Here is a 21,396-nt window from a genome sequence, read left to right as displayed (position 1 = left end):
CACCTAAAAGGAGTCCTTGCCGTTCAGGCGATCATGCTCCTGCCGTAACCTCGAAACGTCCAATGTCCTCTACTTCTACGGTATCGCCTGGGTACAATTTTCTCCCCCGACGTTCTTCTGGCTCACCATTAACGCGGACTTGTCCCTCCTGCAGCAGGGCTTTAGCCATGCCTCCTGTGGATACACAATCGGCTAATTTCAAAAATTGATCGAGCTTGATGTAATCGGTCTGTATAGATATTGGTTTCAAGGCCTGTTCATCCTTTCGCTTGTTCGGGTGGGTGACGCTAGTTGGTTGTGCGATATGGCAGGATGATGTACAGCGCATTGCTGGAATCTGCCGGTTTTAAAATAATGGGGCTCATAATGCCAGTAAAAGCAATCGTCAGCTGCTCGCTGTCAATCACCTTCAGCACGTCGAGCATATATTTGGAGTTGAACGAGATTTTGAGTGGCTCTCCCTCAAATTTAGACACATTTACTTCCTCACGCACTTTACCAAGCTCAGATGAGCTGGAGGAAATCTCTAGATCACCGTTTTCCAACGATTGCATTTTTACAATATTCGTTTTTTCCTCACGGGACAACAAATAAGCACGGTCAATAGACTCGCTCAAACTTTTTGTGTCCACAACCAGTTCTGTTTTGTAGGAAGTCGGAATAATTCTAGAAGTATCAGGATAGGTGCCGTCCAAGATGCGGGAATAAAATAACACGCGATCCACCTTAAATAATACCTGATTGTCCGCTACGACGATATCCACAAGCATATTTTGATCCGGAATAATTCTGCTCAGCTCATTGAGCGTTTTACCTGCAATGACAACATTGCTAAAACGCAAGCCTTCAGAGGTCTCCAAATGAGCGCTGCGGGTGGCAAGGCGGTGGCGGTCCGTGGCGACAAATTTCAATTCACCCTCAGCCAGATTCCACAATACACCCGTCAAAATAGGTGTCGTTTCATGGGTAGAGATGGAGAATACCGTCTGTTTAATCATATTTTTAAGCAAATCACCTGGCACAGAGATGACTTGATTTTCTTCAATGTTGGGCAGCACCGGGAATTCCTCAGGGTCCAAACCAACGATTTGAATTTCAGTAGCACCGGATGAGATAAAGGTTTGGAATTGGTCTTTTACCTCCATGCGGATCTCCTGAGACGGCAACTTTTTAATAATTTCGACAAAGAATTTAGCGGGCAGCACTACACTGCCAGGTTGTTCGATCTGAACGACAGTTTGGTCACCATCCTCCATCGGAATAAAGGATTGAATAGAGATGTCTGTATCGCTGGCGGTCAGTGTGACTCCCTGGTGATTCACATCCAGCTTAATACCACTCAGAATTGGAATCGTGGTCCGACTGGATATCGCTTTGGATACATGTTGTATAGCCTCGTTCAAAACGTTTTTCAGAATGCTAATCTTCATAAGTTCCTCCTACGGGTTTTAATCCTGCAAGCACGCGTTGACGCGGGCCTTATATAGGTGATGTATATCTTTAAAATATATTAGTAATAGTAATAGGCGCACTGAATATGTGGATAACTATCTGTAACCCTAATAAAATCAAGCCTATCCACATGTGTATAAATTGTGTATAGGCTCTGAACTTGTTCAGGTTGGATTTTTGATTTTTTCTATTAGGTTGTTGATAACTTTAAATAGATCCTGATCCACTTGAATGGATTTGGAGATTTTTTCGTGCGCATGAATGACAGTCGTATGATCACGACCACCAAAAGCTTCGCCGATTTTCGGCAAAGAATAGTCAGTTAGCTCACGGGAAAGATACATGGCAATCTGCCGTGGAAAAGCTACAGCCTTCGTCCGCTTACGTGCTTTGAAATCTTCCAGTCGTAGATTATAAAATTCCCCGACTTGATGCTGTATATCCTGAATCGTGATCATTTTTGGACGGCTGGATGGGATAATATCCTTTAACGCCTCAGCCGCGAGATGGCTTGATACATCCTGATTGGTTAAGGAAGAATAAGCGACAACGCGAATGAGCGCCCCCTCCAGCTCACGGATGTTTGTATCAATTTGATTCGCGATATACATCATGGCCTCATTAGGAATATCCAGGTTTTCTGCCCGCGCCTTTTTCCGAAGAATAGCAATTCTCGTCTCCAAATCCGGCGGTTGAATATCCGTAATAAGTCCCCACTCGAAGCGAGAGCGCAGACGTTCTTCCAGCGTTGGAATTTCTTTAGGCGGTCGATCGCTTGAGATTATAATCTGCTTGCGTTCCTCATGAAGCGCGTTGAACGTATGGAAAAATTCCTCTTGCGTCGATTCCTTGCCCGCAATGAATTGAATATCATCAATGAGCAAAATATCAATGTTGCGATATTTATTCCGGAAACTCTCTCCGCGGTTGTCCCTGATGGCATTAATGAACTCGTTCGTAAACTTCTCCGACGATAAATAAACGACCTTGCTGGTCGGATTATGCTCCAAAATATAGTGACCGATAGCATGCATCAGATGCGTTTTCCCCAGACCTACACCACCGTATAGAAACAGCGGATTGTAAGCTTTGGCCGGCGCCTCGGCGACGGCCAGCGATGCCGCGTGGGCAAAACGGTTCCCCGATCCAATGACAAATGTATCGAATGTATATTTGGGATTCAGCATATGGGATACAGCTTCTTCTTGAACGACCGGCTGCTGCTGAGGTTGTTGCTGAAGGTCAACCTCGGTGGGCTTGTTCTCTTCAATAACGAACTTGACCTCTAAATGTTTGCCCAAAATCTCATAAACCGTTGCTCCGACTAACTTGGTATAGCGGCTTTCAAGCCATTCCACGGCAAAAGTTGTCGGTGCAGAAATCACAATGGAGTGGTCATTTAGTTTCGCTGCCTTGGTAGCCTTAAACCAAGTGTCGTAACTCGGCTTACTCAGCTTGGTTTGTATGATGGATAGAATTTGCTGCCATAGTTCAGAGGTATGGCTGTCCACAGACGTCACTCCTTTTAAATCCTGACATTTTGCCGAATTAAGCTGCAGAGAGCTGCTCCCGGCGCTTCGGCAAAACGCCTAAAATCACAAAAATATTGTTGAAGGCCATAAAAAGACATACCGCCGCCTAAATCATGCGGCAGTGTAGTGAGAGAACGCAGCACAAAATGCCCTGAAAAATAGTAATGGAAAATTCCACTGCTGATCAGCAGAAGAAAGGCGATATTTCTCAGGAAGGAATGTGCGGCACGATCCGTTCTCTTGATCCCGCAGGCCAAAACGGGACTGCAATATGTCGAAATCAAATGAAAAATGTAGAATATATCCCCAGAATCCCGAATACGCACAAAAATAAAAAGATGGATAAATTGAACTTGTTCACAACTTTATCCACAGGGTGTTGATAATATGGAGGGTAAAACAACATATTCACATTCAAAAGTAATATCATCATAGCAAAAGAAGCCTTGTATTTCAATGACTCGTGGTTATTTATCCACAAATTCAATCTGTTGTGTACAATTTTTATTCACAACACAAGATATTGTTTATAATTTGTTCAGTTTTCGACAATAACTCTTTTTTGCTCTAAAATGTTATGCACAGGTTATGACCATTTAAATCACAATTCCATTCTTTTTGTGGATCTGTGTATAACACCCGTTACCTTTTGGTTACACCGGGTTGTTTTTGTGTTGAAAATTTCCGGTAACGTTTCCGACAATATTTTTGACGAAACTGATAGTGGGGATTTGGAACGGCCTGGATTTAAGCCGTAAATGAATAGATGAAAAAAAAGGCGTTTTTAGAATAGGAACGTAAGCTACAGTAAAATGCTGATGAATGTTGATCATGGAGAAGAAACGAAAAAATCGGGAATAAAGGGATAGAAAAGAGTAGAGTGGGTGATGCAAAAAGAGGGAGAGGACTTGTGAATGTGAAAAAGAGGGAGAGAATTCAGAAGTACATTGACTTTGACCGCTATTTGTGGTTAAATGTACAAAGGTGTTTTTTGTGGAGATTGCTATGTTAGGTATATTCCATATAAAACGTATTCCTTGTAAGGAGGTGCAGCACAATGAGACCGACTTTCAGACCGAATGTCAGCAAACGTAAAAAAGTTCACGGCTTCCGTAAAAGAATGAGCACGAAGAATGGCCGTAAAGTTTTGGCAGCTCGTCGCCAAAAAGGTAGAAAAGTATTGAGTGCGTAATGCGTGCATAAAGACCACTACGGTGGTCTTTTTTTTCATAATTGAAGTATTTATGGATCGGATGCTTCTTCTATTGTAGAAATGTAGTGTAAAAAGAAGGACAAGTCCTACATCCTGCTCTATATTAGATGAAGTTTTTGAAAACGGATATAAAATAAGCGAGATTACCATGTTGGAATATTGTCCATACTTCTTACTATATAAGAGGTAAGGATTACTTACCGATATGTGTAAAAGAAATGAGCAAGGAGAAGCGCCGTGCAAAAAAAATTGCGTCTACGAAACCGGGCGGACTTTGGGCGCGTATACCGCCATGGCAAATCTTTTGCCAACCATCAGTTTGTGGTGTACTGGTTCCGCCGCAGAGAGGTAGAGCAGTTCCGCGTCGGAATTTCGGCTAGCAAGAAGATCGGCAATGCAGTTGTACGCAACCGGATGCGCAGGATCGTTAAGGAAATCGTGCGCCATCATGAGCAGGAATTGGTGGAGCAGATTGACCTGATTTTTATCGTTCGTAAGGGTGCGGTTACTAAGTCGTATCAAGAGCTGGAGAAAAGCGTGCTGCACGTTTTGCGCAAAGCCTCGCTGCTCAAGTCTACGCGCCGATAGTCAGTATCTTTGTCCTACAGGATATGGTATGATTTACGTTGGAATGGATTGGTTAAGAAAGGGGTTATGAAGTGTCGCGTTTGAAGACTCAACGAGGAAAATGGTTCCTCCTGATTGCCTTATTGGCACTTGTTGCTGTGCTGTCCGGATGTACCCAGGCGGCTCACAATTCTTACACGACGGCAGACTTGGCCAATGGATCTTGGTGGCAAAGATATGTCGTTTACTGGTTTTCGTATGCGCTGGATACATTTGCCCAATGGTTCTCTGGAGAATATGGCCTGGCCGTACTGATTCTGGTGATCATTGTGCGTACTATTATTTTGCCGCTTACACTCAAGCAAGTACGCAGTTCCAGAGCAATGCAGGCTATTCAGCCGCAATTAAAAGAAATTCAAGCGAAATACAAGGATACACCTGAGCGAGTCCAGCAAGAAACGATGAAATTGTTTCAAGAAAACAAGGTTAACCCAATGGCGGGCTGTCTGCCTTTGTTAGTACAGATGCCCATTTTCATCGCGCTTTATAATGCCATTTATTATAACTCGGCATTGCGGGATCATGACTTTTTGTGGCTCCAGTTAGGTAAACCGGATCACTTCTTTATCCTGCCGATTCTAGCAGCGATTACGACTTTTGTCCAAACTTGGATGATGATGAAAATGAATCCGACACCGCAGCAAGGACCCATGCAATTTTTGCTGTATGTCTATCCGGTGCTGATTCTATTCATGTCGTATAACTTCCCGTCTGCTTTGCCGTTGTACTGGTTTTTTAGTAATATTTACACGATTGTTCAAAACTATTTCCTTTATCGGAATAATGATAAGGACGCAGCATTGGCTAATGTAAAAACAGCGAGTCTCGCGAAAACAGGTTCCTCTAATAATAGTAAGAAAAAAGGCGGCAAAAACACGAAGGGGGCTAAAAAGTCGAGATGACCAAAGTCGTGACATCAGGAAAAACCGTTGAAGATGCTGTAAGACAAGGACTCTCCCAGCTGGGAGTAAGCCGTGAACGGGTAACCGTAAACGTGTTGGAACAGCCGTCAAAAGGATTCCTGGGGTGGCTAGGGGTCAAAAAGGCGAAGGTGGAGCTTACGCTGCTTTCTGAGCCGTCTCCTGAAACCACACACACGGCTGAACCTCATGTATCGGCTCAAGCACCTTCTGACGTGGGACAGGCTGTATCACAAGCTGGGTCTGTTGCGCAGGAAGCACAGATGAACATGGAAGCATCCAGGGGACATATAGATCCTTATGAAGAGGCGGTGCGTTTCATCCGTGAAACAGCTGCAGGAATGGGACTCGACGTCGAAGTCGATGTCCGTCATCGCAAGGATGAAAGTACACTGGATATCTCCGGTCCATCGCTCGGTATGCTGATTGGCCGCAGAGGACAGACATTAGATGCATTGCAGTACCTGACGAATATTGTTGCTAACCGTCATTCTGATAAATTTATCCGAATTGTGCTGGATGCCGAGCAATTTCGTGCACGTCGGCGGAAAACGCTGGAGGATTTGGCGGAACGATTAGCGAACCAGGCTGTTCGTTACGGCAAGGAAGTGGTACTGGAGCCAATGCCGTCCCAGGAGCGGAAGCTGATTCATGCCAAGCTCCAGCAGCATGCGCTGGTTAGAACATACAGCAAGGGGGACGAGCCTAATCGGCGCGTTGTCATTGCCAAGAAATAATCCGACGCAATGGCTCTCTGCAAGCTGCAGAAGCCATTGCTTTTTTTCTTATATTTCACACAATGAAACGGGTGCCGTCCTTGATGAAGGGCGGCAATGCCGTTTTTACTTGATAGGAGGTAGAAACGATATGCTGAGCGATACCATAGCTGCCATTGCAACGGCTGTCGGCGAGGGCGGCATTGCAGTTGTGCGGGTCAGCGGTCCAGAAGCGGTCACGGAAGTGGAGGCTTTGTTCCGTAGTAAAACGCCCTTAAGTAAGGCTCCAACGCACACGGTACACTATGGACATATTATAGATCCTCAAAGCCAAGAGAAGGTGGAGGAAGTTTTAGTTACAGTGATGCGGGCACCACGCTCTTTTACAACAGAAGATGTGGTAGAGATCAGCACTCATGGCGGGGTGGTAGCCGTTAAACGGGTGATGGATTTGTTACTGCTGCAAAATATACGTCTGGCTGAGCCAGGTGAATTTACGAAACGCGCTTTTTTGAATGGTCGTATTGATCTGAGTCAGGCGGAGGGCGTTATTGACTTAATTCGTTCCAAATCGGATAAAGCCTTTTCGATGGCTCTGAAGCAGGTGGATGGGCAGCTGTCCCAGAATATTCGTCGTTTGCGTCATGTATTGGTCGAGACACTTGCTCATATTGAAGTAAACATTGATTACCCTGAGCATGATGTAGAATCCTTTACGTCTGAGTTAATCAAGGATAAAAGCAGCCAGGTTATAGCGGAAATTGATCGGCTGTTGCACACAGCGGAGCAGGGGAAAATTTTGCGTGAAGGGCTGACTACAGCGATTGTCGGAAGACCGAATGTAGGCAAATCGTCGCTGCTAAACACGTTGGCTCAGGGCGAACGGGCGATTGTGACCGATATTCCGGGTACGACCCGTGACGTTATCGAGGAGTATGTGACGATTAATAATATTCCGCTCAAGCTGTTGGATACAGCTGGAATTCGCGAAACGATGGATGTCGTGGAACGGATTGGGGTAGAGCGTTCGAGAACGGCAGTTAGTGAAGCGGATCTGTTGCTCATCGTTATGAATGCCAACGAACCACTACATGAGGATGAAATGGCATTAATGGAACAAATCCGCGGTAGACAAGCGATTGTTATTATGAATAAAATGGACTTACCGGCCCAAATAGACCGGGATTTGTTGCTGCGCTATGTTCCTGAAGAGCTTATTGTGCCGATGTCTGTGAAGGAAAATGAGGGAGCAGATCGGCTGGAGCAGGCTATATCGAATTTATTCTTTAGCGGCAAGCTAGAATCAGCGGATATGACGTATGTCAGCAATGTACGGCATATTGCTTTGCTGAAGAAAGCGCGCCAATCGCTGGTAGATGCCTATGAGGCCGCTGATCAATTTGTTCCAATTGACATGATCCAGATTGATGTAAGGCTGGCATGGGAGCATTTGGGTGAGATTGTAGGCGATACTGCGCATGATGCGTTAATAGATCAAATATTCTCACAATTCTGTCTGGGCAAGTAGAACATTCAAGCATGGCTGTTTTAAGCCTGCTATCGTCATAGATACACAAGAGCATATTCGGGGTGAAGACTCGAATGTATAAGGGAGGCAAGAGAGGTATGGGATATCAAGGAGGCGACTATGATGTGATCATCGTCGGTGCAGGCCATGCGGGCGTAGAATCCGCCTTGGCAGCGGCACGGATGGGCTGTCGTACATTGATGATCACAATTAACTTGGATATGGTCGCATTCATGCCCTGCAACCCGTCTATTGGTGGTCCCGCAAAGGGTCATGTAGTACGGGAAATTGATGCATTGGGTGGCGAAATGGGTCGGAATATCGACAAGACATTTATCCAAATAAGAATGTTAAATACTGGTAAGGGTCCTGCCGTGCATGCCTTGCGCGCACAAGCAGACAAGTTCTCTTATCAGCATGCGATGAAGGAAACGATGGAGAAAGAACCGAATCTGACCTTACGTCAAGGCATGGTTGAAGAGCTGATTATAGAAGACGGCCAATGCGTAGGTGTGATTACGAAGACGGGCACAGAGTATCGTAGTAAAGCAGTTGTCTTGACGACGGGCACCTATCTGCGCGGAAAAATCATTATGGGTGAGCTGATGTATGAGAGTGGTCCGAACAATCAGCAGCCTTCGCTGAGACTTTCTGAACATTTGAGAGAGCTTGGGTTTGATCTCGTTCGCTTTAAAACAGGGACGCCACCACGTGTGCATAAGGATACGATTGATTTTAGCAAAACGGAAATACAGCCAGGCGATGATCAGCCGAAGTTCTTCTCCTATGAAACGAAGTCCTCGGATAATGAGCAGTTGCCTTGCTGGCTGACGTATACTTCAGTGGAAACACATCAGATTATTAATGATAATTTGCATCGTGCACCGATGTTCTCTGGTCTGATCGAAGGAACGGGACCACGTTATTGCCCCTCTATTGAAGATAAAGTGGTGCGTTTCAGTGATAAGCCGAAGCACCAAATCTTTTTGGAGCCTGAGGGTAAAAACACATCTGAATACTATGTTCAAGGCTTGTCAACAAGCTTGCCAGAGGATGTGCAATTAGCAGTACTGCGTACCATTCCAGGGATGGAAAAGGTAGAAATGATGCGTAACGGTTACGCTATTGAATATGATGCGATGGTACCTACTCAGTTGTGGCCTACTTTGGAAACGAAAAAGGTACCTGGCTTGTTCACAGCAGGTCAGATTAACGGGACATCCGGTTATGAAGAAGCTGCGGGTCAAGGAATTATGGCTGGGATTAATGCAGCTCGCAAGGTGCAGGGAAAAGAGCCCGTCGTACTGGATCGTTCTCAAGGCTATATTGGGGTTCTGATTGACGACCTGGTGACAAAGGGTACAAATGAGCCATATCGTTTGCTGACATCCCGTGCAGAATACCGTCTGTTGTTGCGGCATGATAACGCGGATCTTCGATTGACTCCGATCGGGCATGATATTGGTCTGATTACTGACGAACGATACGAGCGCTTTTTGGATAAAAAACAAAAGGTAGAGCAAGAAATTGAGCGTTTACGCTTAGCTAAAGTTCGCCCGGTTGATGTAAATGAGATGCTGGAGCAAGGCGGATCTGCACCGATACAGGACGGCAGTAATTTGTTAACAGTGCTGCGTCGACCTGAGATCAGCTATGCACAAGTGGCACAAATTTCGCCTTCACCTGTAGCTCTTACTGAGGAAGAGCAAGAACAGGTGGAAATCCAAATTAAGTATGCGGGCTACATTGAAAAGCAATTAATGCATGTAGAACGCCTGCAAAAGATGGAGAAGAAGAAGCTCCCAGAGGATATCGCATACAATGAAGTTCAAGGCTTGGCCATTGAAGCCAAGCAGAAGCTTGAAAAGATCCGTCCGATGTCCATCGGTCAGGCATCCCGTATCTCCGGTGTAACTCCTGCGGATATTTCCATTTTGCTGGTTTATCTGGAGCACTATAACCGTGTAACGGCAGCGAGGGGATCTTAATGGACGCGATACAACAGCAGTTTAAGCAGCGGCTGGCAGAGCATAGCATTGTGATTAATGACAGTCAGTTAGAGCAGTTTGAAACGTATTACCGTGTGCTGGTTGAATGGAATGAAAAAATGAACCTGACGGGCATTACTGAGCGAGATGCAGTGTACACCAAGCATTTTTACGATTCTGTTTCACTTGCCTTTTATGTTCCGTTAAATGATGTGGGGAGCCTGGCTGACATTGGGTCAGGTGCTGGTTTTCCTGGGATTCCCTTGAAAATATGCTTTCCACATATTCAATTGACCATTGTAGACTCATTGAACAAACGCATACAATTTTTAGCTCATGTTGTAGAGCAGTTGGGACTGGAAAATGTCGAACTGATTCACAGCAGGGCAGAGGAATTGGGGCGCAAAGCAGGATATCGTGATAGCTATGATCTGGTCACAGCCCGGGCTGTTGCCCGTCTCGCGGTACTAAATGAATTTTGTTTGCCTTTTGTCCGTGAGGGAGGCCACTTTGCAGCGATGAAGGGTAGCGACCCAACCGAAGAAATCAGGGAAGCCTCCTACAGCTTGAAAGAGCTAAAGGGAAAAATCAAGCATGTTCAGGCCTTTCAGCTACCTGTTGAGGATGCAGCCAGACATATGATTATTATTGAGAAAAGAGCAGCTACACCACGGAAATACCCGCGTAAGCCAGGTACTCCTTTGAAAACACCTTTAGTGTAAGTGTTTGAAAAAAGTGAATGTTTCACGTGAAACATTCACTTTTTTTATGGTTTATAAACTCCTTGCTTAAGATGACTCCTTGCCGAATGCCCTCTACATAATTTATTCTTTTATCCTTCTGAAAAGCTGTTAGAGACGATAGGATTATGACTGGAAAAGTGATAGAATAGAGATAATCGTTTTAGTGTAAGTTGGCTGCTTCCCGTACCCATGATTTCAGATATACATATAGGGAAGTGGGACAACAAATGTCAGGGGAGTACGTGGAGTGTACCCGCTTACGGCGCTGTTTCATATAGAAGGGTCTACAATCCCCGTAAGGAACTGTTTTTCACGAAGCGCTGTTTGTATGGTGCTATTATGAAATTAGGTGGTATTATACGGAATGAAAGAACAATTTTCCAAGCTATTTGGTTTGACGGAGCGCTCCAATGGGGACGAAATAAAACAAATTCCAGTTCGGGATATTGTCAGCAGTCCTTATCAGCCCCGCACCATATTTGACGACGAAAAGATTGATGAGCTATGCCAGACTATTAAGACGCATGGTGTAATTCAACCGATTGTCGTTCGTTTCCGTAATGGACAATATGAAATTATAGCAGGGGAACGTCGTTGGAGAGCTGTCACCAAGCTGGGTATGGAGACGATTCCAGCCATTGTTCGTGAGTTTAATGATTCACAAGCTGCATCCATCGCGTTGATTGAGAATCTTCAGCGGGAGGGCCTAACTGCGATTGAAGAGGCTGTAGCTTATCAAAAGCTGATTGACCTGCATCAACTCACCCAGGAAAGCCTCGCTCAGCGACTTGGCAAAAGCCAATCCACTATTGCTAATAAGATACGGCTGCTTCATTTGCCGGAGAGAGTGAAAGAGGCTCTAATGGAGCGGAGGGTGTCCGAGCGTCACGCTCGTGCATTATTGTCGTTAGAGACCGAAGAGCTACAGTACAAGGTTTTAGATGAAGTGATTGCTAAGGAACTCAATGTGAAGCAAACAGAGGCACGAGTTGCCTTCTATAAACAAGTATCCACGATTAAGAAATCTAAGCGGATTTCCTTTACCAAGGATGTCCGGCTTGCGCTGAATACGATTCGTCAATCCATTGATATGGTGTCTGGCTCAGGGTTGGATATCAAAACAAAGGAATCTGATCATGAGGATCACTATGAGATTGTCATTCAAATTCCCAAACGTAAGTAAGGGATGAAGCGTACAGCGGCAGCAATTGCCGCTTTTTCTGTCTAACGCCAACATAAAACCGCAGCATACTCGTATTCTATTTTGAAATTGCCGTTATCCGTAAGTTAAGGACTAAGTAACGTCTTCATAGAGCTTTTGCAATCATGGAACGTAGCAGGATTCCGATTAAATTATGAGGTGAATGAAGTGTCAAAAATAATAGCCGTAGCCAATCAAAAGGGCGGAGTAGGCAAAACGACTACTTCCGTGAATTTGGGCGCCGGACTTGCTTCCCTCGGCAAAAGGGTATTGCTCGTGGATATCGACCCGCAAGGTAATACAACTAGCGGTGTGGGTATCAATAAGGCGGATGTGGCAAATTGTATTTATGATGTACTCATTAACGAAGTTGACCCTAGCGAGGCGATTATCAGTACACAGGTTGAGGGATTGGATATTATCCCGGCAACCATCCAATTAGCTGGTGCTGAAATCGAGCTGGTACCAACTATTTCTCGCGAATTGAGATTAAAAAGATCACTTCAACTCGTCAAGCATAATTACGATTATATATTAATAGATTGCCCTCCATCACTGGGGATTTTGACGCTCAATTCCTTGACGGCTTCCGATTCAGTCATTATTCCAATCCAATGTGAATATTACGCGCTGGAAGGATTAAGCCAATTGTTGAATACCGTGCGATTAGTACAAAAACATTTAAATACCTCATTGCAAATTGAGGGTGTGTTGCTAACCATGTTTGACGCCCGCACGAACTTGGGTATTCAGGTGATTGAAGAAGTGAAAAAATATTTTCAAAGCAAAGTTTATCAGACGATTATTCCACGCAACGTGAGACTCAGCGAAGCACCATCACATGGCCAGTCCATTATTACGTATGATCCCCGGTCTCGTGGGGCAGAGGTATATATTGAGTTGGCAAAGGAAGTGGTATCTTATGAGTAAACGGTTGGGAAAGGGACTGGACGCACTTATTCCCTCCCTTACAGTCAGTGAAGAGGATAAGGTTGTTGACATTCCGCTCAGTCAGTTGCGGGCGAACCCATACCAGCCTCGGAAAACGTTTGATGAGGAGTCCATTAAGGAATTAGCGGAATCCATTCGTCAGCACGGTGTTATCCAACCCATTATTGCGCGTAGTGTCTTGAGAGGGTATGAGATTATAGCCGGGGAAAGGCGATTTCGGGCATCTCAATTTTGCGGGAATCCGACCATACCTGTGGTTGTTCGCAATTTTACAGATCAGCAGGTAATGGAGATTGCCCTGATTGAGAATTTACAGCGTGAAAACTTAAATGCAATGGAAGTGGCAGTAGCGTATCAGGGGTTAATGGATCAATTCGCCTTAACTCAGGAAGAGTTGTCCATGAAGGTGGGAAAATCACGTTCACACATTGCCAATTTTCTTCGTTTGCTCGCATTGCCTGAGGAGGTTAAAGATCATGTTTCACGTGGAACATTGTCTATGGGGCATGCTAGAGCAATAGTCGGGCTTAAAGATCCAGACATGGTAAAACAGCTGGCCATGCAATGCATTGAGCAACAGTGGAGTGTTCGTGAACTTGAGGAAGCCGTACAACAGTTGGATCATAAGCCTGGAGAAACAAAAGCTAAAGCAAAGGTGCGAAAAAAGGACCCCTATATTGACCATATGGAAGAGTCCCTGCGCGAGCGTTTTAAAACAACTGTGAAGATCAAGCACAATAAGGATAAAGGCAAAATTGAATTGAATTATTACAGCCAGCAGGATTTGGAAAGATTACTGGAGCTATTACAGTAGTCTGTAAAAATATGGACATGTCTCCTTGAGTGAAATGGAAAGTGAGATATGTCTTTGCTTTGTCTGGAATTGCAGGAATTAGAATGGTTTTGATGGATAAACTAATAGCCTTGTGTTATTTGTCTCGCTGTTCTCAAACGTTTAAAATAAAAGGTAAGCAAAGCAGTAACATGATTTTTGAGGTAGAGGGGTAGAAACAAACATATGGCTGAATTGAATGGACTAATCATGGAGCAGCTTGCTGGAATTGTTGCAGGGATCGTGCTTATTTTGCTTATCCTGTTGATTGTTGTTATTGTACAGGGATCAAAGCTGAAGAAGATGCGGCGAAAGTATGAAACCATGATGGCAGGCAGCGGGGTAGAGAATTTGGAGACGCTGCTGATTGATTTAAAGGTACAGATGGATACGATTGAAGATGAGCAGGAAGCCCACCGTGCAAGTATGAAATCACTACGCAGCAAACTGACTGGCTTGAAGGGACATATAGGCATCAAACGCTATAATGCCTTTGGTGAGAGAGGGAGCGATCTAAGCTTCTCTCTGGCTATTGTAGACGATAATCAGGACGGAATAGTATTGACCGGTATTTATAACCGGGATGGCTCATATGTGTATGCCAAGCCTCTGGAAGCGGGACAATCCACTTATTCCTTATCACCTGAAGAGAAAGAAGCTATTACTCTTGCGCAGCAAGTAGGACAGACCGGTAATGCCACTCCTTAATTGCGGAGTATAAGCTACTAGCTATGATATCTGATAACTTCATTACCAAATTTAGTCTCGTATTTTGTAACACGAAGTATTCCATGAAGCCGCCGACGTTAACGATACCAGTCAAATGGATATCGCCGACCGGCGGTAATTCTTTATTTACACCTGCTCCAGGCTTGAGAGGACCCTCTGCAACCTGAATGCATCCAACACTGGAGGTTTGTCCAAGACATGCGTCTATGCCAATGATATAAGGCTGTTCGTATCGGTCATGTATGCCGTTCAGCGTCGTTTGAAGGTTCATAGCATGTACAGGCTCATCTAATGTTCCATACAAGTTAAACAGGGGGCTTTTATAGCGTGACAAATGGGTTCCCACAAGCGGACCAAGGCAATCTCCAGTAGAACGATCGGTGCCGATGCAAATGATGACGATATTTTGTAGACTCCGCGCCTGATGCAGATGGAACAGCAAACGATGGATGATGGCTGATTGGATCCCGGGATCGGTGTGTGATATTTTTAAGCTTAGGGGTTCTTGCCCCGGAATGAAGTCAGATGGATAAGTCATGGAATCTTCCTTTCGTCCTGTAGTGGAGTGTGCAGGTTATGCTCGCCTACCTTTAAGAATATACTTGGCCTGCGGGTAACAATTATTCTCAAGATAGTAGCTAGTATATGGATAAACTTGCGTTTTTATACTCGGGAAAAGTAGATTATTCATAGTCGTATGTTTGAAGTCGGGAGATATGCTTATATAGATAGGAAATAGAATGTGGGAAATAGAAAGAGTGGTTCCCTGGTTTGAGGAGGAGTACAGCATGACCTTTATACATTGGTTGGCCGGTAATTTAGACACGGATGACGTAGTGCAAGGTGCGATTCATTGGAAGGATGCTGTATGGAAATGGCTTACAGATAGTGCGATGTGGTCGACCTTTTTGTTTGTGGTTTTGAAAATCGTAATTATTTTCATCATTACACGTATCTTTATTCGAGTTATTAATAAAATTATAGATAAGTCGATGGAGCAAAAGGGAGATAACGGCAGATTCCGATTGAATACCAGACGGTTAACGACTGTGGGCGAACTGCTAAAAAATGTAACAAATATTGTGTTCAATTTCATCTTGATTATGCTGGTGCTATCGCAAATGGGTATAAATCTAGGCCCTCTGATTGCTGGAGCTGGAGTGCTTGGGTTGGCTGTAGGTTTTGGGGCACAAAGCTTGGTTAAGGATGTAATTACCGGATTCTTTATTATATTTGAGGATCAATTTGCCGTAGGAGACGTCATTCAGACGGGAACTTTCAAGGGGACGGTAGAAATGATTGGGCTGCGTACAACCAGGCTGGTGAGCTGGAAAGGTGAGGTGTATATTTTACCGAACGGCTCCATTACGACGGTAACGAACTTCTCCATGTCCAACGCGTTGGCGGTGGTAGATGTGCCGATGAAGGCGGAGCGTAGTCTGGAGGAAGCCGTCAGCTTGGTAAAACAGGCGATCCAAGGTATCGAAGAGTCCAATGCGCAGATACTTAATATGCCGGATGTGTTAGGCGTTCAGTCCATGACTACATCAGAGTATATCGTACGTGTTGTGGCGGAATGTATGCCGAACACAGGGGCCTTGGTAGAGCGTGATATTCATAATAATATCAAGAGGGCTCTGGAGGACGAGGAACATCGTCAGGCCGCACTGGAAACGGCGATCACCCTTGAAAAAGAAGATGAGCCAGGAAGAAAAGGGGGAGAGAAGGGTGGAGCGTAAGTCGTTTGAACTAGGGGATATTGTGCAGATGAAGAAGCCTCATCCGTGTGGAACGAACGAGATGGAAATCATCCGGATGGGGATGGATATTCGAATCAAATGTGTCGGATGCCAGCATAGTGTGCTGATTCCGCGTGCCAAGTTCGAAAAGAATATGAAAAAAGTGCTGCGCTCAAAGTCCAGTGGTGACGAGCAGAATTCGGAAACCATTTGAGCAGAGAAAGTGGATCATGGTGAACAAGAAATCAGCTTGCGTCATGAAAGCAATGATGATATAATTATCCTTGCTGCGGAAAGGTACCCAAGAGGTCCAAGGGGGCTGACTCGAAATCAGTTAGGCGTCGCAAGGCGTGCGTGGGTTCGAATCCCACTCTTTCCGCCACTAACTTTATGAACTAAATCAATCTCTTACGTCTGCTGATGTGGGGGATTTTTTGTTTTATGGCAATAAATAAATCAGATTACTAAAAATGAATGTAACGATATCGAAAAAATGATTAAGAATCTATTGGTGAATGAATAAGGCGTTAGAGCAAAAGAAAGCTCCTAACAGCATTTGAAATAATTGCTGTCAGGAGCTTTCTTTTGTTATAGCTGATTAGGCGGGTAATGATAGCGTTTTGTTCTCTTTGAGCCAGAGATCATCAGAAGGATGGCTGCAATCAAATGGAGTGCCCAGCCAACAAAAGGAATCCAGGCTAGCAAGGAAGTGAGTACTCCCCAGACAGAACCGTAGATCGCTTCCTGATTGCGTAACGACAGGATAAGTGTTACTGCATGTAGGACAAGCATAAACCCTAGAGCTGAGTAGCCAGTCCCCATGACAATAGCTCCTCCCACAATCGGTACAGCCAGCACCAATTCGAATATACCTGATATCCACTTTAATATACGAGAATAGCTCATCTTTAAACCTCCGTAGATAGTAGGTCTTTGTACTTGGATATATTCTAGCAGAAGGAGCTGAATTAATCTGCATTTTACCAGTATATGCAAAAAGTCCGATAATGCAACAAAGGAGGACCACAAAGGTCCTCCATCGTAGGCGATACATTTTTAACAGGATACGATCTGTCCAATCACATCATGAAACTCGGTGTACTGACTAGCAATACCGTGTTGAAAAGACAGTGTCCTTTTACACAAACCTAACGCTTCTAATGCCCGGAATGGATCTCCTAACAGTTTGTAAGGCTACGTTGTCCAACGGAACCACACCTCTCTGTTGTATCGCCTAATCATAATATGGCCAGGATTCCGAAGAAATATACATTAGTGGACGCGAGCTTTCGTTTTTTTCTTCCACTTGCGATTATGATTGGTGGTCTTCGGAAAAGAATCGCCTCTTTCCAACGTTATTTGCTGCGGGTTTTGGATTTCAGTATGAAAGCTTTTTTCTCCAACCTCCATATATACGCCGTCGTTTGGGACCTTATCCCCGGGTACGAACTCAGTCTTTTCACCCATACGGTTGTGCCTCCTTAGATAATGAATTTGGACTGCAACGGTTATTGTGCGCTGTCTTAAACAGAAACATGCGAAATTAGGGCATACAGATAGTAGTTAATCAAAAATTATTTCCTTTATATATGCAAAATTTGTGGTGTGATATAAAATTGTATAAAACCAGTGATATGATGTGTGTGAGCAGTTTTTAGCCTTATGCTCGAAATTGCAGGTTGCATTCAGGTGCTCGATTTGGTAAACTGTTTTAGTGCGAGTTTAGGCTCGTTCCTTGCTCTCAACTGAGATTGAGGGCCTTATGTCCATAAGGAGGTGTAAAGAATGCGCAAATATGAAGTGATGTACATTATTCGTCCTGACATTGAACAAGAAGCTGTTCAAGCGACAGTCGACAAATTCCAAGGTATCATCTCTAACGGCGGTGGCGAAATTACGAATCACGATGTAACTAAACGCCGTCTTGCGTATGAGATCAAGAAATTCCGTGATGGTTCTTTCGTTCTGGTAAACTTCACAGCAGAACCTGCTGTTGTTACTGAGCTTGAGCGTATCATGAAAATTTCTGACGAAGTAATTCGTTATCTCATTACGAACGACGTAGCTTAATTATTGTACGTGATTATGTAATGAACAACGCTCAAAGGAGGGGATTGGATTGTTGAACCGTGTCATTCTGATCGGTCGTTTGACCAAAGATCCAGAGCTGCGCTATACACCGTCTGGTGTAGCAGTAACCCAGTTCACCCTGGCTGTAGACCGTCCGTTTACAAGTCAAGGCGGCGAACGGGAAGCGGATTTCTTGCCGATCGTAACCTGGCGTCAGCTTGCTGAAACATGCGCTAACTATCTTCGTAAAGGTCGTTTGACGGCTGTTGAAGGCCGTGTACAAGTGCGTAATTATGAGAACAATGAAGGAAAACGTGTATACGTGACTGAAATTGTTGCTGATAATGTACGTTTCTTGGAATCTAACCGCGATAGCGGCAACGGTGGCGGCAATAGCGGTGGAGGTATGCGTGAGGAGTCTCCTTTCGGAGGCGGTAACAGCAATAGTGGGCGCGGGAATAATAACTCGCGAAACAATCAGGATCCTTTTTCCGATGACGGAAAACCGATCGATATTTCGGATGATGATCTACCATTTTAATTGGGAAAGGACTGACAAAGAATGGGCTTCAGACAAAGAGAAGGCGGAGACGATAACAAAAGACCAGCTCGTCGTGGTGGTCGCAACAAACGTCGTAAAGTATGTTTCTTCACTGTGAACAAAATTACTCACATTGACTATAAAGATACAGACCTGCTTAAAAAATTCATCAGCGAACGTGGAAAAATTCTTCCTCGTCGTGTGACTGGAACAAGCGCGAAATATCAACGTATGTTGACAATCGCTGTTAAACGTTCCCGTCAAATCGCATTGCTTCCTTACACTACTGAATAGTAGTGGGTGGAAAAAAAGGATGTCCCCAATTATGGGGACATCTTTTTTTATGATTTTTTTTATTGACAACAAGTGCCATCTATTGTAACTTACTAATAATACAATCCATGTTTACCCATTAAGTATGATTTACCTTTTAGTGGCTTAGGAAATTACAAGCTCCCCAACTCGCCAGAGTACACATTTCAATCATTCGGAATGTTATTTTATATTACATAACACTCAGTTTTTTGTCATTTTCCACAAGTAAATTTCATAAACTTTACAAAAATAGATGTTTTGCAATTGCATATTACATAAAAAAAGATATTGACGTGATATTATTTTACACTTAAGATAAACCTTAATAAAAATGTAATGGTTGTCAGTGCACAAAATTGACCAAGGGTCTAAAACATGTGTTCTACGCTATCATTAGGAACAGTAAGGAGGATGTGCAAACTTCATTTTCAAACCTCAAGCTTTAGCGAATCACCGCAGGAATGAGACAGGCTGTTAAATAAAGACCGACTAAGGGGGATTAACAGGATGGTGCAAACGAAGAAATGGGTTTCTTTGCTTATGGTGCTTACGATCGTTGGTGTTCTGTTTGCAGGATGTAGTGGAGGTGCTAATGAGGCACAGCCGCAGCAAGGTAATGCGGATAAGAAAACAGAGGGAAATGAAGGCAGCGCACCAGTTACAGAGGGTGTAATTAAAGCGACGGATTTGTCACAAAATCCTCCGGGAGCAACAAATCGGAAAGATAACATTGTAGTAGGTATGACATCACCTAAAGGGGTATTTAACCCGTTATTCTGGCAAACAACTTACGATTTATATGTAGTCAGAACGGTATTTGATTCCTTCTTACAGGTGAAGGCAGATGGTACATATGAAAATAGTTTGGCTGAGAAGGTTGATGTATCGCCGGATGGTCTAAAATACACCTTCCATCTGAAACCAGGTGTGAAGTATAGTGACGGCACTCCAGTAACCGTAAAGGATTATGCTTTTGTTCTCAAAGTGCTGCATGATCCGAATTATGATGGAGAAAGCGATATATTATCTTTTAAGATTAAAGGCGGTAAGGAATACCACGATGGCAAGGCGAATGATATCTCGGGTATCAAGGTCATCGATGATAATACAGTAGAGGTAACCGTTACAGAAGCAACAGCTTATACGAAGGATTATCTGGGTGAGCAATACTTCATGCCAGAGGCTTATTACGGAAAAGGGTTCAAGAAGGGTAACCTGGACAGCATCAAGGCGCTTAATAATAAACCAATCGGCTCCGGGCAGTATATGCTGAAGAGCTTTTCCCCGGGTCAGCAAGTCGTACTTGAAGCGAATCCAAACTACTTCAAGGGCGCACCAAAGGTAAAATCGGTTATTTTCAAAACGACAACAGAAGAAACAAACCTGTCTATGCTGCAAACAGGCGAAACGGACATGGACAACATCACAGTTACGGAAGACAATGTAGAGGAATTAAAGGCTCTAGGCTTCTTGGACGTGAATATTATGCCGACCAATGGCTATGGATATATTGCATTTAATCACAAGGAAAAGAAATTCCAGGACCCTAAAGTACGTCAGGCTTTAACTATTGGTTTAAACCGTAAAGAGATTGTACAGGGCGTGTATGGGCCATATGCGAATGTCATTAACATTCCACAATCTACAGAATCTTGGTCTTATACGGATGAAGGCATCAACAAATATGAATTTGATACAGCGAAGGCGAAGGCTTTGCTGGATGAGGCAGGCTGGAAGGTTGGTGCTGACGGGATTCGCGAAAAGGACGGCGAAAAGCTGACCATTAACTTCTCCGCAACTGCTGATAATCCAGTAGTAGAGGCCTTGCTACCAATCATGTCCAATAACTATAAGGAGCTAGGCATCAAGCTGACTTCCGAAACTTTAGATTTTAACGCCATTATGGATAAAAAGGATACAGGCAAGTTTGATATGTTCTTCGCGGCCTGGGGCTTAACTCCAGACCCGGACACAACGACTTTTATTACGAATGGTGCACAAAACGATATCGGCTACTCTAATAAAAAGGTGGATGAATTAACGCTTGCTGGTAAGCATGAACTGGATCAAGAGAAACGCAAACAGATTTACAAACAGCTCTATCAAGAGTTGAACAAAGATTTGCCAACTATCTTTATGTACCAACGCAGAGATATGTGGCCAGTGAATGGACGTGTATCCGGCCTAGAAATTACGCCATACAAAGATTTTGAGTTCACTCTGCATAACGCTCAAATCGCTCAATAAGGGGTGCCAACCGTATGCTCAGCTCTCACGAGCTGGGCATATCACTTTATTC

The 21,396-nt window shown here is 44.2% G+C and carries 24 protein-coding genes and 1 tRNA gene; 18 read left to right on the top strand and 7 right to left on the bottom strand.

Features of this window, described 5'->3' with window-relative positions; translation table 11 throughout:
* Positions 1-31 precede the first annotated feature (31 nt).
* The 4 genes from yaaA to HFE01_RS12435 all read right to left on the bottom strand — a co-directional run bounded on the left by yaaA (position 32) and on the right by HFE01_RS12435 (position 3,268).
* Positions 32-250 carry a S4 domain-containing protein YaaA gene (gene yaaA, locus HFE01_RS12450; RefSeq protein ID WP_044786768.1) on the bottom strand — a complete coding sequence of 73 codons (219 nt, stop codon included), beginning with the start codon at positions 248-250 and terminating at the stop codon, positions 32-34.
* A 37-nt stretch (positions 251-287) separates the two neighbouring features.
* Positions 288-1,430 carry a DNA polymerase III subunit beta gene (dnaN, locus tag HFE01_RS12445; protein WP_016822441.1) on the bottom strand — a complete coding sequence of 381 codons (1,143 nt, stop codon included), beginning with the start codon at positions 1,428-1,430 and terminating at the stop codon, positions 288-290.
* A 186-nt stretch (positions 1,431-1,616) separates the two neighbouring features.
* Positions 1,617-2,963, bottom strand: a complete 1,347-nt coding sequence (gene dnaA, locus HFE01_RS12440) for a chromosomal replication initiator protein DnaA (RefSeq protein ID WP_044786767.1) — start codon at positions 2,961-2,963, stop codon at positions 1,617-1,619.
* Between the two features lie 14 nt (positions 2,964-2,977).
* Positions 2,978-3,268, bottom strand: a complete 291-nt coding sequence (locus tag HFE01_RS12435) for a hypothetical protein (protein ID WP_146169080.1) — start codon at positions 3,266-3,268, stop codon at positions 2,978-2,980.
* A gap of 773 nt (positions 3,269-4,041) precedes the next feature.
* Here HFE01_RS12435 and rpmH point away from each other — a divergent pair.
* The 11 genes from rpmH (at position 4,042) to HFE01_RS12380 (ending at position 14,411) form a co-directional block, all read left to right on the top strand.
* Complete coding sequence (gene rpmH / locus HFE01_RS12430; RefSeq protein ID WP_007433250.1) at positions 4,042-4,176, top strand: 50S ribosomal protein L34; 135 nt, start codon at positions 4,042-4,044, stop codon at positions 4,174-4,176.
* 258 nt (positions 4,177-4,434) lie between these two features.
* Complete coding sequence (gene rnpA, locus HFE01_RS12425) at positions 4,435-4,785, top strand: ribonuclease P protein component (RefSeq protein ID WP_013373922.1); 351 nt, start codon at positions 4,435-4,437, stop codon at positions 4,783-4,785.
* A 71-nt stretch (positions 4,786-4,856) separates the two neighbouring features.
* Complete coding sequence (locus HFE01_RS12420; protein WP_016822442.1) at positions 4,857-5,726, top strand: YidC/Oxa1 family membrane protein insertase; 870 nt, start codon at positions 4,857-4,859, stop codon at positions 5,724-5,726.
* On the top strand, positions 5,723-6,481 hold the full coding sequence (gene jag / locus HFE01_RS12415) for an RNA-binding cell elongation regulator Jag/EloR (RefSeq protein ID WP_016822443.1): 759 nt from the start codon (positions 5,723-5,725) through the stop codon (positions 6,479-6,481). Before HFE01_RS12420 ends, jag begins: the two co-directional genes overlap by 4 nt.
* 130 nt (positions 6,482-6,611) lie before the next feature.
* On the top strand, positions 6,612-7,988 hold the full coding sequence (mnmE, locus tag HFE01_RS12410) for a tRNA uridine-5-carboxymethylaminomethyl(34) synthesis GTPase MnmE (RefSeq protein WP_019689096.1): 1,377 nt from the start codon (positions 6,612-6,614) through the stop codon (positions 7,986-7,988).
* Between the two features lie 98 nt (positions 7,989-8,086).
* Positions 8,087-9,976, top strand: coding sequence for a tRNA uridine-5-carboxymethylaminomethyl(34) synthesis enzyme MnmG (mnmG, locus tag HFE01_RS12405; RefSeq protein ID WP_107733626.1), 1,890 nt, complete (start codon positions 8,087-8,089; stop codon positions 9,974-9,976).
* Complete coding sequence (gene rsmG / locus HFE01_RS12400) at positions 9,976-10,698, top strand: 16S rRNA (guanine(527)-N(7))-methyltransferase RsmG (RefSeq protein WP_044786764.1); 723 nt, start codon at positions 9,976-9,978, stop codon at positions 10,696-10,698. The genes mnmG and rsmG overlap by 1 nt, the downstream gene beginning before the upstream one ends.
* Before the next feature lie 385 nt (positions 10,699-11,083).
* Entirely contained in the window at positions 11,084-11,902 is an 819-nt protein-coding gene (gene noc / locus HFE01_RS12395; RefSeq protein ID WP_107733627.1) for a nucleoid occlusion protein, read from the top strand.
* A gap of 186 nt (positions 11,903-12,088) precedes the next feature.
* A complete protein-coding gene (locus HFE01_RS12390) occupies positions 12,089-12,850 on the top strand; it encodes a ParA family protein (protein ID WP_013373915.1) in 762 nt (253 codons plus the stop codon).
* Positions 12,843-13,685, top strand: coding sequence for a ParB/RepB/Spo0J family partition protein (locus HFE01_RS12385; RefSeq protein WP_090737512.1), 843 nt, complete (start codon positions 12,843-12,845; stop codon positions 13,683-13,685). Before HFE01_RS12390 ends, HFE01_RS12385 begins: the two co-directional genes overlap by 8 nt.
* A gap of 204 nt (positions 13,686-13,889) precedes the next feature.
* Entirely contained in the window at positions 13,890-14,411 is a 522-nt protein-coding gene (locus tag HFE01_RS12380) for a DUF4446 family protein (RefSeq protein ID WP_167437940.1), read from the top strand.
* Here the strand turns inward: HFE01_RS12380 and yyaC are convergent.
* A complete protein-coding gene (gene yyaC / locus HFE01_RS12375) occupies positions 14,365-14,970 on the bottom strand; it encodes a spore protease YyaC (protein WP_064963816.1) in 606 nt (201 codons plus the stop codon). The genes HFE01_RS12380 and yyaC overlap by 47 nt on opposite strands.
* Positions 14,971-15,220: 250 nt before the next feature.
* Between yyaC and HFE01_RS12370 the strand changes: the two genes are divergently transcribed.
* The 3 genes from HFE01_RS12370 (at position 15,221) to HFE01_RS12360 (ending at position 16,553) form a co-directional block, all read left to right on the top strand.
* Positions 15,221-16,171: a mechanosensitive ion channel family protein gene (locus HFE01_RS12370; RefSeq protein ID WP_167437939.1), complete on the top strand. Its 951-nt coding sequence runs from the start codon at positions 15,221-15,223 to the stop codon at positions 16,169-16,171.
* On the top strand, positions 16,161-16,385 hold the full coding sequence (locus HFE01_RS12365; RefSeq protein WP_013373909.1) for a DUF951 domain-containing protein: 225 nt from the start codon (positions 16,161-16,163) through the stop codon (positions 16,383-16,385). Before HFE01_RS12370 ends, HFE01_RS12365 begins: the two co-directional genes overlap by 11 nt.
* Before the next feature lie 77 nt (positions 16,386-16,462).
* Positions 16,463-16,553 (top strand) — tRNA-Ser (locus HFE01_RS12360).
* 206 nt (positions 16,554-16,759) lie between these two features.
* Here the strand turns inward: HFE01_RS12360 and HFE01_RS12355 are convergent.
* Together HFE01_RS12355 and HFE01_RS12350 are read right to left on the bottom strand one after the other, a co-directional pair.
* Complete coding sequence (locus HFE01_RS12355) at positions 16,760-17,077, bottom strand: hypothetical protein (protein ID WP_016822453.1); 318 nt, start codon at positions 17,075-17,077, stop codon at positions 16,760-16,762.
* A 366-nt stretch (positions 17,078-17,443) separates the two neighbouring features.
* On the bottom strand, positions 17,444-17,638 hold the full coding sequence (locus HFE01_RS12350; protein WP_013373906.1) for a YjzC family protein: 195 nt from the start codon (positions 17,636-17,638) through the stop codon (positions 17,444-17,446).
* 318 nt (positions 17,639-17,956) lie between these two features.
* On the opposite strand from HFE01_RS12350, the gene rpsF reads away from it, so the two are divergent.
* From rpsF to HFE01_RS12330, 4 genes are all read left to right on the top strand, one after another.
* On the top strand, positions 17,957-18,241 hold the full coding sequence (gene rpsF / locus HFE01_RS12345) for a 30S ribosomal protein S6 (protein ID WP_007433230.1): 285 nt from the start codon (positions 17,957-17,959) through the stop codon (positions 18,239-18,241).
* Between the two features lie 49 nt (positions 18,242-18,290).
* Positions 18,291-18,782 (top strand): single-stranded DNA-binding protein, encoded by a 492-nt coding sequence (gene ssb / locus HFE01_RS12340; protein ID WP_010346813.1) that lies wholly within the window; start codon positions 18,291-18,293, stop codon positions 18,780-18,782.
* Positions 18,783-18,803: 21 nt separating this feature from the next.
* The gene (gene rpsR / locus HFE01_RS12335; RefSeq protein ID WP_013312800.1) at positions 18,804-19,076 is read left to right on the top strand and encodes a 30S ribosomal protein S18; all 273 of its coding nucleotides are present in this window, start codon (positions 18,804-18,806) and stop codon (positions 19,074-19,076) included.
* Positions 19,077-19,604: 528 nt separating this feature from the next.
* On the top strand, positions 19,605-21,344 hold the full coding sequence (locus HFE01_RS12330; protein WP_167437938.1) for an ABC transporter substrate-binding protein: 1,740 nt from the start codon (positions 19,605-19,607) through the stop codon (positions 21,342-21,344).
* Positions 21,345-21,396 lie beyond the last annotated feature (52 nt).

It is taken from the genome of Paenibacillus sp. EKM10P, assembly GCF_011800655.1.
Lineage (GTDB): Bacteria > Bacillota > Bacilli > Paenibacillales > Paenibacillaceae > Paenibacillus > Paenibacillus polymyxa.
Note: the sequence above shows the minus strand (reverse complement) of the source record. Positions and strands in the feature narration are given on the sequence as shown.